The organism is Altererythrobacter chaiwopuensis (assembly GCF_054957755.1).
The window spans coordinates 129,646-142,824 of sequence record NZ_JBTXJG010000002.1 but is presented as its reverse complement, the minus strand read 5'-3'; the positions used below and the strand labels follow the sequence as shown (position 1 = coordinate 142,824).

Here is a 13,179-nt window from a genome sequence, read left to right as displayed (position 1 = left end):
ACGACAGGGATTGGAAAATTGAGGGAATTCGGGGAAAACCGCTAAGATCTGCCGATTCTGCCATGCCGGGATTGTCTGCCCCGGCAGGCCGGCAATGAAATCATTGGGGGATATTGAAAATGAGCGCTGCGGGATCAACACAGGTGGCATTCATGCCAGTGGCAAACAATCTGGCCCTGGCTGATCTTGGCCGGGCACTGGCAGCAGGATGGCACGATTTCCGCAGATTTCCCCTGCCTGGCCTGCTGTTTGCCGGAATCTTCGCTGCGGCAGGCCTGTTTCTCCTCTTCGCGCTCAAGAGCCGCAGCGAATGGGCCTGGCTGGTTCCCGCCGCTGCGGGCTTTCCGATCCTCGCCCCCTTTGCCGCTGCCGGCCTTTACGAGGTTAGCCGCCGGATCGAAACCGGCGAACCGATCGGCTGGCGCCCGGTGCTTGGCGCGGTGCGCGGGCGCGGCGACGATCAATTGCCTGTGCTGGGCATGCTTGCATTCGTGTTCTTCGCCTTCTGGGTGATCATCGCGCATACGGTTTTCGGCGTGTTCCTCGGCCCAAACGGTCTGGGGGCGGATCCGCTGGCGGCACTGACCTCGCAAGCAGGCATAGCGATGCTGTGTGTCGGCGGGGCGATAGGCGCAGTGCTGGCCTTTACCTTCTTCGCCATGACCGTGGTCAGCATGCCGATGCTGGTCGACCGCGAAGTGGATTTCATAACCGCCATCATCGTGAGTTTCCGCGTGGTGCGCGCAAATATGCGCACGATGCTGGTGTGGGCCGCCTTCGTGGCAAGCGTGCTGTTCGCGGCGATGGCGCCGCTGTTCCTGGGGCTACTTCTGGTGCTGCCCGTGCTGGGCCATGCCACCTGGCACCTTTATCGCCGGGCGACGGACGTGTCAGGCTAGCCCAGCCGCCTTCAACAAAGCCTGCGTGCTGGCATCGAAGGTGCCGCCGCCGGCCTCGATATCCCTGGCCATCTTCTTGCCCAGCTCCACGCCGAACTGGTCGAAGGGGTTGATCTGCATCAGCACGGCATTGGCAAAGGTGCGGTGTTCATGGAAGGCGATCAGCGCGCCCAGCGTTGCCGCGTCAAGATCATCGCACAGCATGGTTGCGCTGGGCCGGTCGCCGGGGAAGGCGCGCGCCGGGTCATTCCCGTCTTTCGCCATGTTCCCGCCTGCCATCAGCGCCGCCCCTTGTGCAAAGCAATTGGTCAGCAGGATGGCGTGATGCGCGGGATCGAGCGCGTCGCCCGGCGCGATGCTGGCGATGAAATCCACCGGCACCAGATGCGTGCCCTGATGCAGCAGCTGAAACACAGCGTGCTGCGCGTCAGTGCCCACCCCGCCCCATGTGATTGGCGCAGTTGAGCCATCGACGGGCGAGCCGTCCGCCTTCACGCTCTTGCCGTTCGATTCCATCTCCAGTTGCTGGAGATAATCGGGCAGCAGGCCCAGCCGCTCGTCATAGGCAAAGCACGCGCGCGTCTGGCAACCGCGCAGGCGGGTGTAATACTGATCGGCAAAGGCTGCGCGCAGGCACAGGTTTGCCGCGCCATCATGATCGCGGAAATGCTCGTCCACTGCCCGCGCGCCGGCCAGCATGGCGGTGAAATCGTCCATCCCCACCGCCAGCGCGACCGGGAAGCCGATCGAGGACCACAGCGAATAGCGCCCGCCCACGCTTTCGGGGAAGGGCAGCACGCGGGTTTCATCGACGCCCCATTCCACCGCCTTTTCGGGCGAGGCGGTGAGCGCCACCACGCGGCCCGAGGGATCGGAAACGCCGTTGTCCGCCAGCCATTTCAGCGCCGATGCGGCATTGGTCATGGTCTCGATCGTGGTGAAGGTCTTGCTGGCCACCGCAATCATGGTGGTCGCCGGATTGCAGGCCGCAAACGCCGCCTCGAGCGCCACCCCGTCGATATTCGAAACCACATGCACATCCACCAGGCTTAGATCGCGCGTCAGCGCATCGACCGCCAGCGCCGGGCCGAGCGCGCTGCCGCCAATGCCGATATGGATCAGGTGGTTGATCTCGCCCAAGGCGCCGCCATGAATCGCCTCGACCAGCATGCCCATGCGCGCGAGCAGGGCCTCACCCTCCTCCACATCGGCATCATCGCCCACGCCGCGCATCGCGCTGTGCGTGGCGGCACGCCCTTCGGTAAGGTTGACCACTTCACCGCCAAGCAACTTTGCGCGCTGCCCGGCAAAATCGCACGCTTCGGCCAAGGCTTCGAATCCGGCCATCAGATCGGCGTCAAGGTGGGTCTTCGACCAGTCGAACAGGATCCCGCTTTCGCCGCCCTCATCCGGCCATCCGATCCGCCCCGACAGCTCGGCCACGCGCCCCGCATCAGCCGCGAACAGATCCTGCAGGCTGCGCCGTGGCAGCGATTGCAGATGGTTCCATGCGGCAGCGATCTTGTCAGACATCACGAAAAGCCTTTCACAACTTGCGTCACCGCGATTAGGGACGTGGGCGATGGATGGGAACCCTGTAGATACGAATGCATTGGCCGGCGAGGCGGCGCAGCAGCACGAAAGCTGGGGCGGTTTTGCCGCCTTCGTGCTCAAGCTGGCATTGGTGGTGCTGATATTCCGCAGCTTCGTGTTCTCGCCCTTCTCGATTCCCAGCGAAAGCATGCTGCCCCAGCTGTGGAATGGCGACTATCTGCTCGCTGCCAAGTGGCCCTATGGCTATTCGAGATACTCCCTGCCGTTCGAACTGCCGCTGATCCCCGGCCGTGTGCTGGCCAGCCAGCCCGATCGCGGCGACGTGGTGATCTTCAAGCATCCGGTCGACGGCAGCGACTATATCAAGCGCGTGATCGGCCTGCCGGGCGATAGCGTGGCGATGGTGGGCGGGCAGGTCGTGCTCAATGGCGAAGCGATCGCGAAGGAGCGAATCGGCGATTTCGTGATCCCCGCATCCGCCAATACCAGTTGCGCCACTGCCGCCGCACGCGAGCAAGATGCGGCTGGCATCGTGACCTGCCGCTATGCCCGGTTCCGCGAAACCCTGCCTTCGGGCATAAGCTATGAAGTGATCGATTTCGGCGAGCGCCCGGTCGACAACACCCGCGCGCTGATCGTGCCCGAAGGGCGCCTGTTCGTGATGGGCGACAATCGCGACAATTCGCAGGACAGCCGCTTTGAGTCCCGGCCCGGCGGCGGGGTGGGCCTGGTGCCGCAAGATCTGCTGGTGGGCCGCGCGACAATAATCATGTGGTCAACCGATGGCAGCGCCGAATGGATCAAGCCGTGGACCTGGTTCACATCTGCGCGCTGGAGCCGCATCGGGGACCTGCTGTGACCGAGCTTTCCGCTGAAACGCGCGACTGGCTGGCAGGGCTTGGCATCACACCCGAAAATGAGCCGCGCTGGCTTGCGGCGCTTACCCACGGCAGCATGGCGGCCAATGTGAATTATGAACGGCTGGAGTTTCTGGGTGACCGGGTGCTGGGCCTGGCGATGGCGGAATGGCTGTTCGAAGAAAGCAAGGCCGCCGAGGGCACGCTGTCGCAGCGCCTCAACGCGCTGGTCAGCCGCCAGACCTGCGCCCGGGTCGCCGCCGAGTTCGGCCTTCCTGACCATATCCGCCTGGGCAAGCAGGCGCGCGACGATGGCGCGCGCGAAAGCACCAATATCCTGGGCGATGTAATCGAAGCGCTGCTGGGCGCGCATTTCCTCGACTTCGGTTTTGCCCCGACGCGCGATCTGATCCGCACCTTGTGGGCGCAGCAATTCACTGGCGGAGCCGGCAAGACCAAGCATCCCAAAAGCGCGCTGCAGGAATGGGCGGCTGGCAACCAGCGCAGGCCGCCTGAATACGAACTGGTTGCGCGCGAGGGGCCGGACCATGCGGCGCGGTTCACCGTGCGCGTCAGCGTAAAGAATGTCGGCGAGGCACAAGCCACCGCCGCCAGCAAGCAAGAGGCCGAGCGGCTCGCCGCCGCCGCCTTTATGGAGCAATATGCATGAAGGAATTGATGGAGCCACACGATCGAAACCGACAGGTTTCGCAAGGCCAAGCGGCCGTCCGCAGCCGCTCTGGAGCGCAGCGGAAGAACAGCGGCGAGGAAGTCATGCAATGACCAATCAAAAATGCGGCGTAGTGGCAGTGATCGGCGCGCCCAATGCGGGCAAGAGCACGCTGGTCAACCAGTTGGTGGGCCAGAAAGTCGCGATCACCAGCCCCAAGGCGCAGACCACCCGCGCGCGCATGCTGGGCATTGCCTTGCACGACAATGTGCAGATGATCCTGGTCGATACACCGGGCATTTTCGCACCCAGGCGCAAGCTCGACCGCGCGATGGTGAGCGCGGCCTGGGAAGGCGCCGAGGCGGCCGATGCCGTGCTGTTGCTGGTCGATCCGGTCAAGCAGCGGCGGCACGAACTGGAACCACTGCTGGAAGCGCTGGCCAAGCGCCCTGAGCGCAAGTTTCTGGTGCTCAACAAGGTCGATGTGGCGAAGAAGGAGCCGCTGCTGGCACTGGCGCAAGAGCTTGGCAGCAAGGTCGATTTCGCCGATGTGTTCTTTGTCTCCGCGCTGACGGGTGACGGCGTTCCTGAAATGAAGGCGGCGCTGGCCAAGCTGATGCCGGAGGGGCCGTGGCATTACCCCGAGGATCAGGTTTCGGATGCGAGCGAACGCCTGCTAGCCACCGAAGTCACCCGCGAACAGCTCTATCGCCAATTGCATGAAGAGCTGCCCTATGACTCGGCCGTGCGGCCTGAAAGCTATCAGCACCGGCCCGACGGCAGCGTCGAGATCCACCAGCAAATCGTGATCGGACGCGACAGCCAGAAACCGATTGTCCTTGGCAAGGGCGGGTCACGGATCAAGGCGATTGGTGAGGCCGCGCGTGCCGAACTGAGCGAAATGCTGGGCGTGAAGGTCCACCTGTTCCTGCATGTGAAGGTCAGCGAGAAGTGGGCCGAGGACCGTGAGATTTTCGAGGAAATCGGGCTCGACTGGGTACGGTAGCCCAATTGCCCATTTCGTCATTGCGAGCGCAGCGAAGCAATCCAGATACAGAGGTAGCCCCTCTCGCGGATGTTCGAAGCTGGATTGCCACGTCGCCTCTGACGAGGCTCCTCGCAATGACAAGCATGGGTAAGCCGATCAATTTCACGCTTGGCCCGGATTGAGGCGCTGACTACAAACCCCCATGCCCTCCACCGAAGTGCTTCTCCAGATTGGTTCCGCCCTCGCGGTCGGCCTGCTGGTTGGCGTTGAGCGCGGATGGAACCTGCGGGGCGCACAGGAAGGCATGCGGGTTGCGGGAGTGCGCACTTTCAGCCTGCTGGGGCTGGTGGCGGGGCTCGCGGGCTTGCTTGCCGCTTTACAGTATCAGATCGCCTCCGGCGCAATCGTGATCGGCGCGGCGGCGGTAATTGCGATTGGCTATGCACAAGCGTCCAGAGCCGACGGCAAGCCCGATGCGACATCGGCCATTGCCGCGATTGTCACGCTGGCGCTCGGCTTCCTGGGTGGCAGCGGCGAGCCGGCTCTGGCGGTCGCGGGCGGTGCGGTGGTCACGCTGATCCTGGCGCTCAGAGCCGAACTGCACAATTTCGTCAGCGCGCTCGACGCCGAGGATGTGAAAGCCTTTGCCCGCTATGCCGTGATCGCGCTGGCGGTGTTCCCCTTCCTGCCCGAGGGGCGCTATGGCCCCTATGACGCGTGGGAACCGCAAATATTGTGGCTCGTGGTGGTGATCGTCACCGGCTTCAGCTTCCTGGGCTATGTCGCCAACCGCATTTTCGGCGCCAAACGCGGAACGATTGCGACGGCAGTGATCGGCGGAGCCTATAGCTCCACCGCAGTGACGCAGAGCTTTTCCCAGCGGCTTGGGGCTGGCCACGGAAGCGGCGCTGAAAACGCCGGAATCGCGCTGGCCACAGCAGTCATGTTTATTCGCGTGATCGTGCTGGTGGCGCTGATCGCCACCCCGCTGCTGGTACCATTCGTGACAGTGTTGTCCCCAGCAGTGCTGGTTGCCTTTGGCGTGAGCTACTGGCTTTACCGCAAATCTGAACACAGCAGCGGCCCTGCCCCGCCGGGCAACCCGATCGCCTTGCTCCCGGCTTTCGGCTTCGTCGCCTTCGTTGCTGTGGCAGCCGTGGCAGCACGCTGGGCACAGGAAAGTTTCGGCGAGCAAGGTATCGCCGTATTGCTGTTCCTGATGGGCACCATGGACGTCGACGCCTCGATCATCACCGCCGGAGGGCTGGAGCCCGGCACGATCAGCGCGCAGCTCGCCGCGCTGGCGATAGCAGGCACTATCATGGCCAATATGAGCGTAAAGCTGGGCGTAACGATTACCTATGGCCGCGCCGCAGCCAGGCAAGCCGCCTGGGCATTGGGCGCAAGCATGGTGGCGCTGGCCGCGAGTCTTCTGATCGGCTATCTACGGATTTAGGTGTCAGACAATCAGCTGACGCCAAGCTTTTCAAGCTTAGCTGCAAGTGCCTTTTCGTCGAACGGCTTGGTCACGTAATCGTCCGCGCCCGCCGCGATCCCTTCATGGATATCAGTTGCAGCCCCTTTCGAGGTGCAGAATACCACCTTGGGTGGATGCGCCGTGGGTATTGCGCGCAAGGCACTGACAAATTCAGGCCCGCTCATCACCGGCATCTGCCAATCGGTCAGCACGAGATCAGGCATGGCGCGCCTGCAGTAGGCCAATGCCTCTTCGCCATTCTCCGCCTCCAGCACATTGAAGCCAAGGCTGGTCGCAATCTTCGTTGCCACCTTGCGGATCACGCGGCTGTCATCCACCACCAGGCATGTGCGCACACGCGCGGCGCGCGTTTCGTTCACGTCGCGCATTGCCTTGGCTGCGCGCACGATGGCATCGGTGCCTGACTCCACTGCCTCGGCATCCTCCGGCTCTACCTCGTCACTCGCATCGGCCTCCGCCTCGTAGCGGTTTGCGGCAAGCTTTTCCGCCAGCGTCATGCCTTCGAGTGCCCGGCCTTTCTTTCCGGCGCTATGGCCGGCGGACCGCTTGATCAAATTCTGAATGGCACGAACTCCCCTTTGGCGTCAAAGCCTTGCTGCGGGTGCACAGGCGCAACTTCGCCTGGTGTCATGCGGACATGGAGGAACGGAATCCAGACATCGCCATATTCGGCCTTCTGGTACCACACGTCGAGGACGTCATAACTCGCCCAGATCCCGTCCGGCTCGCGCAGACGCAAGCCTTCGCCAATCCGCGGCACTGCGGCAAAGCGCAGCCGTGATTGCGTCTGGTGGGTCTCGTTCTGGACTTCGATCTCGATCACGCTCGCAAACCCTTGATGAGGGTTAACCAGTAACGCGCAATCCTTGATGATTTACGAACAAGCCGCAGTGAACACGCCCCGACGCATAATGGTTACTTTGCGCTTGCCGGTTTCTTTTTCGCGGTTGATTTCTTGCGCTTTTTCTTGGCCGGCCCCTTGGCCGCACGGGCATTGATCAACTCGACTGCCTGCGCTTCGGTAACATCTTCAGGCTTCACGTCCTTGGGCAGGGTCGCGTTGGTCGTGCCATCGGTGACATAGGGGCCATAGCGGCCCGGCATCACCTTGATCTCGCCGCCGCTGGTAGGGTGCACGCCGAGCGTCTTGATCGGCTCGGCCTTGGCCCGCCCTTCCCCGCCATTCTTGCGATTGGCTGCCTCGGCCAGGATGGTGACCGCTGCATTCATCCCCACGTCGAATACGTCGCGTGTCGATTGCAGCTTCCCGTATTTGCCGTCGTGGCGAAGATAGGGGCCGTAGCGCCCGATCGCGGCTTCGATTTCCTGGCCGGTTTCCGGGTGCGTGCCCACAATGCGCGGCAGATCGAGCAGCTTCACCGCCCATCCGAGATCGAAATCGTCGATGTCCTTGGGGATCGAGGCGCGCCTGGCCTCCTTGCCGTCCCCCATCTGCACGTAAGGGCCGAAGCGTCCGGTCTTGCGGTGGATCTCCTCACCCGTTTCAGGATGCGTGCCCATCAGGCCGTCGTCCTCGCCCGCTCCGCCCTCGCCGCCCGGCTGCGCAAAGCGGCGGGTATATTTGCATTCGGGGTAATTGTTGCAGGCGACAAAAGCGCCAAACTTGCCGCCGCGCAGCGCCAGCCGGCCGCCCTCGCGGCCTTCATCGCGGCACAGGGGGCACATGCGCGGATCGGTGCCATCCTCGCTCGGCGGGAACAGATAGTCCGACAGATATTCGTCCAGCACCTCGGTCACTTCCGATGGCAGCTTCTCAATCACCTCGTCGGCCTTGGGCTTGAAGTCCGCCCAGAACTTGGAAAGCAGATCCTTGTATTCCTCACGCCCGTCGGAAACCGTATCGAGCTCGTCTTCCATCCCGGCGGTGAAGTCATATGCGACATAGGTCGGGAAGAAGCGCTCGAGGAAGGCGGTCAGCAAACGGCCCGATTCCTCGGCGAAGAAACGGTTTTTCTCCATCCGCACATAGTCGCGGTCCCGCAAAGTCTGGATGGTCGAGGCATAGGTCGATGGGCGCCCGATGCCGAGCTCCTCCAGCCGCTTGACCAGCGAGGCTTCTGAAAAGCGCGGCGGCGGCTGGGTGAAGTGCTGGTTGGCCTCGACGCCCTTCTTGAGCGGGCTGTCGCCCTTGCGCAGCACCGGCAGCAGGCCGTCTTCCTCATCGTCGGACTTGTCATCAAGTCCTTCCTGATAAACGGCGAAGAAGCCGGGGAATTTCACCACCTGGCCGGTCGCCCGCAATTCATGCGTGCCGGTAGGATCGCGCAGCGTCACCGTGGTGCGTTCAAGCTGGGCGGCGGCCATCTGGCTTGCCATCGCGCGCTTGAAGATCAGCTGGTAGAGCTTGGCTTCATCGCCCGAACCAGCAGCATCGCGGCGGAAATCGGTTGGCCGGATCGCTTCATGGGCTTCCTGCGCGTTCTTGGCCTTGGTGGCATAAAAACGCGGCTTTTCGGGCAGATAGGCGCTGTCATAGCGCTCGCCGATCGCCTCGCGCAGGGCCATGATCGCCCCCGCATCCATCTGCACGCCGTCGGTGCGCATATAGGTGATGGCGCCCGCTTCATAGAGGTTCTGCGCGCAGCGCATTGTGTGGCTGGCGGAAAAGCCCAGCTTGCGCGCGGCCTCCTGCTGCAGGGTCGAAGTGGTGAACGGCGGCGAGGGATTGCGCTTCAGGGGCTTGGTCTCGATATCCTCGACCGTGAAGCGCGCGCCTTCGACTGCGGCCCTGGCGGCCATGGCGCTGCCCTGGTTGCCCAGGCTGAGCTTTTCCAGCTTCCTGCCTTCGAACCTGACCAGCCGGGCATCGAATTCGGTCCCGTCCTGTTCGAGCTTCGCCACCACCGACCAGTATTCATCGGCGCGGAAGGCTTCGATCTCGCGCTCGCGGTCAACGATCAGGCGCAGCGCCACCGATTGCACGCGCCCCGCGCTTTTCGCGCCGGGCAGTTTGCGCCACAGCACCGGCGAAAGTGTGAAACCGAACAGGTAATCGAGCGCGCGGCGCGCCAGATAGGCGTCGATCAGCGGCTGGTCGAGATCGCGCGGGCTCTTCATCGCTTCGGTCACGGCATTCTTGGTGATCGCGTTGAAGGTGACGCGGTCAACCTTCGCAGGCAGCGCCTTGCGCTTCTTCAAGAGCTCGCGCACATGCCAGCTGATCGCCTCCCCCTCGCGGTCAGGGTCGGTCGCGAGAATGAGGCGGGTGGCGTTCTTCGCGGCGTCGGCGATTTCCTTGAAGCGGCTCTGCTTGTCGCGATAGAGCTCCCAGTCCATCGCGAAATCCTCGTCCGGGCGCACACTGCCGTCCTTGGGCGGCAGATCGCGGACATGGCCATAGCTGGCCAGGACCTTGAAGTCCCCGCCCAGATATTTCTCGATGGTTTTCGCCTTGGCTGGCGATTCGACGATGACTAGCTGCATTGCGGTTTTTTGAAGCCCCTACGCGTATACGTGTACACACGCGCGAAGGTGGGGCCGGGATTCGCGCTTCGTCAAGAGGGTTGATCAGGCAGTACTAAGGGACACCCGCCCGCCCGCATGCCGTGCCAGCATGCCCGCAATCTCCAGTTCGAGCAGCGCCATCTGCACCGCCGCCGCACCGGCGCCCGCCTGGCGGATCAGCTCGTCCACCGCGATGGGCGCGGTGGTAAGCAGCGATGCGATGTCGGCCGGTTCTGCCTCTGCCAGCTCATCCACATCATAATCAAACGCTGGCGCCTCCTCGCGGAAGCTGGAACGCGGCGTGCCGTCAAAGCCGCTCAGCAGCTCGATCACATCATCGGGCGATTGCACCAGCACCGCGCCGTCGCGGATCAGCTGGTTGCACCCTTGCGATCGCGCGTCGAGCGGACTGCCGGGGATCGCCATGACTTCCCGCCCCGCTTCGCCCGCCAGCCGCGCGGTGATGAGCGAACCCGATTTGGGCGCAGCCTCGACCACCAGCGTGCCTGCCGCCATCCCGGCAATGATGCGGTTGCGGCTGGGGAAATGGCTACCCTTGGGCTCGGTTCCCGGCGGCTGTTCGGCCAGCAGCAAAGCCTCGCGCGCGATCCGATCCTGCAAATCCTGGTGCTGCGGCGGATAGGCAATGTCGATCCCGCTGGCGATCACGCCGATGGTTGCAGGCAATGCGCCTTGGTGCGCCGCCCCGTCGATCCCGCGCGCCAGCCCTGAAACCACGGTGAAGCCCGCCTGCGCCAATGCATTGGCGAATTCGCGCGCCAGCTTGATCGCAGCGGCCGAGGCATTGCGCGCGCCGACCATCGCGACACATGGCCGCGCGGCAAGCGTGGCGTCTCCGCGATAGGTGATTATGGGAGGGGCGCTGTCGAGCTGGGCCAGCATCGCCGGGTAATCGGGCTGATCGTGGAACAGATATTTCGCGCCCGCCCGGCGCACGGCAGAGATTTCGCGCTCGACCGTTTCCTCCGGCGCCGCGCGATACTGCCGCCCCCCACGCTTGCCCAGATCGGGCAGCGCCTCCAGCGCAGTGCTCGCATCGCCGAATCGGGCAAGCAGCTGGCGAAAGCTGACCGGGCCGATATTGGGCGACCGCAGCAAGCGGATGCGTGCGAATGCTTCTTCCTGGGAAAGCACCGGTTGCGACCCTGCGCTTTCCATCAGCGGGCCGTTCGTATCATTTCTTGCCGCCCAGGCGCGGTTCCTCACCCTTCATCAGCCGCGCAATATTGGCGCGGTGGAGATAGATGATCAGGCCCGCGATTGCCGCGAGCACCGGGAAATAGTCGGGATAACCAAACAGCGGCGCGGCGGCCGCTGCGGCCACCACCGCGCTCATTCCCGCGAGCGAGGAAATGCGGAAGATCGCCAGCACGCTGAGCCACACCAGCGCATAGGCGAGCCCGATCGGCCAGGCGAGCCCGAAGCTGACCCCGGCATTGGTGGCCACGCCCTTGCCGCCCTTGAAATTGAGCCACACCGGGAAACAGTGGCCGATCACCGCTGCTCCGGCGGCGAAGGCCATCGTTGGTCCGCCCCACAGCTCGCCCGCGATCCACACCGGGGCAAAACCCTTGGCCAGATCAAGCAGCAACGTCGCAGCGGCCAGCCCCTTGTTCCCGGTGCGCAGCACATTGGTGGCGCCGATATTGCCGCTGCCGATGCTGCGCACATCGCCCAATCCGGCGGCTTTGGTCAGGAGCAGGCCGAAGGGGATCGAGCCGAGCAGATAGCCGAGCAATGCTGCCAGAATTACTTCAGTACCCATCAAAATTCCTAACCGTTCACCCCGAGCTTGTCGAAGGGTTGTCCTTTCTTCTAATGGTTTGTCAGCAAAAGAAAAGAACAGGGCTATGGCAAATTCAGGGTCAGGACGGAGTAAGAATGACGATTGATGCCAGCTCCCCCATCCTGCTGTTCGATTCCGGCGTTGGCGGGCTGACCGTGCTGGCCGAGCTTCGCAAACTGCTGCCCGATGCCCCGGTGATTTATGCCGCAGACCTGGCGGGCCTTCCCTATGGCAACAAGTCGGAGGCGCAGATCGCGGCGCGCGTCGCGGGCCTGCTGGGCCGGCTGAGCGAGCGCTATCGCCCGCGCCTTGTCTGCATCGCCTGCAACACGGCCAGCACGATCGCGCTGGGCATGGTGCGCGAAGTGCTGGAGATCCCTGTGGTTGGCACGGTGCCCGCAATCAAGCCTGCCGCCGCGCAGTCGCGCAGCGGGGTGATCGGGCTGCTGGGGACCGAAGCGACCGTGCGCCAGGCCTATGTTGACCGGCTCGAGGCCGAATTTGGCAACGGCCACCGCTTGCTGCGCCACGCCGCGCCCGGCCTGGTCGAAGCGGCGGAGGCCAAGCTGCGCGGGCTGCCGGTGGACATGGCGGTGATCAAGGCTGCAGCAGATGCCTTGCGCGCCATGCCGGATGGAGAATCGATCGACACGGTCGTGCTCGCCTGCACCCATTTCCCGCTGCTGGCGGGGGAGCTGGCGCAGGCTTTCGGCCCCGATGTGCAGCTGGTTGACGGGGCGGCGGGAATTGCGCGGCGGATCGTGCAATTGACCGAGGGGCAGGTTTTCGCCCGCACCGTGCCCGACCTGGCGGTGACGACCGGCCCCCTGGCGGACCTCGAAACGCTGGCGCCCCAATTTGCCCGTCACGGGATCGAGCGGCTGGAGCATTTCTGAATGGCCACCCGCATGGCGCTGGCCGAAACGAGCATGGCCCGGCTGGCCGAGCAGAAAGGCGATATCACCGCGCCCGTGCTGGAGCGGTATTACCGGCACATGCCCGATGCGCGCACCTCATTCATCCATCACGGGCTGGGCAATCAGGCCGAGCTTGAGGGGCGGATGGTCGCGGAAACCGTTTTCCTGCTGCTGAGATGGGCGGAAAACCCGGCCATTGCCAAGATCGAACAGGGCACCACCATCGTCCATCACCAGGATACGCTGGTGATCGGCCCGCACCTATATATCGGCCTGATCGACGCGGTGCTGGGCGAGCTGATGGAGACAATTCCCCCCGGTGCGCAGGGCGAGCGAGAGTTGTGGCTCACGATCCGTGCCGAGATAGCGGGCTTCATCGAATCGGTCAGGCCGGAGTTCTGGCGCAAGGACGATTCCGACCCGCTGCCCGCCTTTCCCGCAGCCGCGAAATAACGCGCCACGAACCGCCAGCCAAACTGCGAGTCGTTCGCAAAGATCGCAGTGGCAAAACGCAACCGAAAGCC

Annotated in this window: 13 protein-coding genes; 7 read left to right on the top strand and 6 right to left on the bottom strand. The window is 63.8% G+C overall.

The annotated features are described in order from the left end of the window. Nucleotides 1-152: 152 nt before the first annotated feature. The gene (locus ACX2DJ_RS11270; protein WP_462572727.1) at nucleotides 153-899 is read left to right on the top strand and encodes a DUF2189 domain-containing protein; all 747 of its coding nucleotides are present in this window, start codon (nucleotides 153-155) and stop codon (nucleotides 897-899) included. Here the strand turns inward: ACX2DJ_RS11270 and pgi are convergent. Next, nucleotides 891-2,432 carry a glucose-6-phosphate isomerase gene (gene pgi, locus ACX2DJ_RS11265; protein ID WP_462572726.1) on the bottom strand — a complete coding sequence of 514 codons (1,542 nt, stop codon included), beginning with the start codon at nucleotides 2,430-2,432 and terminating at the stop codon, nucleotides 891-893. The genes ACX2DJ_RS11270 and pgi overlap by 9 nt on opposite strands. A gap of 49 nt (nucleotides 2,433-2,481) precedes the next feature. Here pgi and lepB point away from each other — a divergent pair, with 49 nt between their 5' ends. The 4 genes from lepB (at nucleotide 2,482) to ACX2DJ_RS11245 (ending at nucleotide 6,424) form a co-directional block, all read left to right on the top strand. After that, nucleotides 2,482-3,312 (top strand): signal peptidase I, encoded by an 831-nt coding sequence (lepB, locus tag ACX2DJ_RS11260; protein ID WP_462572724.1) that lies wholly within the window; start codon nucleotides 2,482-2,484, stop codon nucleotides 3,310-3,312. Continuing rightward, nucleotides 3,309-3,980 (top strand): ribonuclease III, encoded by a 672-nt coding sequence (gene rnc / locus ACX2DJ_RS11255; RefSeq protein WP_462572723.1) that lies wholly within the window; start codon nucleotides 3,309-3,311, stop codon nucleotides 3,978-3,980. The genes lepB and rnc overlap by 4 nt, the downstream gene beginning before the upstream one ends. A gap of 109 nt (nucleotides 3,981-4,089) precedes the next feature. Continuing rightward, nucleotides 4,090-4,986 carry a GTPase Era gene (gene era / locus ACX2DJ_RS11250; RefSeq protein ID WP_462572722.1) on the top strand — a complete coding sequence of 299 codons (897 nt, stop codon included), beginning with the start codon at nucleotides 4,090-4,092 and terminating at the stop codon, nucleotides 4,984-4,986. A gap of 184 nt (nucleotides 4,987-5,170) precedes the next feature. Further along, a complete protein-coding gene (locus ACX2DJ_RS11245; RefSeq protein WP_462572721.1) occupies nucleotides 5,171-6,424 on the top strand; it encodes an MgtC/SapB family protein in 1,254 nt (417 codons plus the stop codon). 11 nt (nucleotides 6,425-6,435) lie between these two features. Here ACX2DJ_RS11245 and ACX2DJ_RS11240 read toward each other — a convergent pair whose 3' ends face one another. The 5 genes from ACX2DJ_RS11240 to plsY form a co-directional block, all read right to left on the bottom strand. Further along, nucleotides 6,436-7,020, bottom strand: coding sequence for a response regulator (locus tag ACX2DJ_RS11240; RefSeq protein ID WP_462572719.1), 585 nt, complete (start codon nucleotides 7,018-7,020; stop codon nucleotides 6,436-6,438). Continuing rightward, nucleotides 7,017-7,289 (bottom strand): hypothetical protein, encoded by a 273-nt coding sequence (locus ACX2DJ_RS11235; protein ID WP_462572718.1) that lies wholly within the window; start codon nucleotides 7,287-7,289, stop codon nucleotides 7,017-7,019. The genes ACX2DJ_RS11240 and ACX2DJ_RS11235 overlap by 4 nt, the downstream gene beginning before the upstream one ends. Before the next feature lie 92 nt (nucleotides 7,290-7,381). After that, a complete protein-coding gene (gene topA, locus ACX2DJ_RS11230) occupies nucleotides 7,382-9,910 on the bottom strand; it encodes a type I DNA topoisomerase (protein ID WP_462572717.1) in 2,529 nt (842 codons plus the stop codon). Nucleotides 9,911-9,994: 84 nt separating this feature from the next. Further along, complete coding sequence (gene dprA / locus ACX2DJ_RS11225) at nucleotides 9,995-11,110, bottom strand: DNA-processing protein DprA (RefSeq protein WP_462572716.1); 1,116 nt, start codon at nucleotides 11,108-11,110, stop codon at nucleotides 9,995-9,997. A gap of 16 nt (nucleotides 11,111-11,126) precedes the next feature. Next, on the bottom strand, nucleotides 11,127-11,717 hold the full coding sequence (gene plsY / locus ACX2DJ_RS11220; protein WP_462572715.1) for a glycerol-3-phosphate 1-O-acyltransferase PlsY: 591 nt from the start codon (nucleotides 11,715-11,717) through the stop codon (nucleotides 11,127-11,129). Nucleotides 11,718-11,833: 116 nt separating this feature from the next. Between plsY and murI the strand changes: the two genes are divergently transcribed. Both murI and ACX2DJ_RS11210 read left to right on the top strand, forming a co-directional pair. Continuing rightward, nucleotides 11,834-12,634, top strand: a complete 801-nt coding sequence (gene murI, locus ACX2DJ_RS11215) for a glutamate racemase (protein ID WP_462572714.1) — start codon at nucleotides 11,834-11,836, stop codon at nucleotides 12,632-12,634. Next, nucleotides 12,635-13,108: a hypothetical protein gene (locus ACX2DJ_RS11210; protein ID WP_462572713.1), complete on the top strand. Its 474-nt coding sequence runs from the start codon at nucleotides 12,635-12,637 to the stop codon at nucleotides 13,106-13,108. The last annotated feature ends 71 nt before the right edge of the window (nucleotides 13,109-13,179 follow it).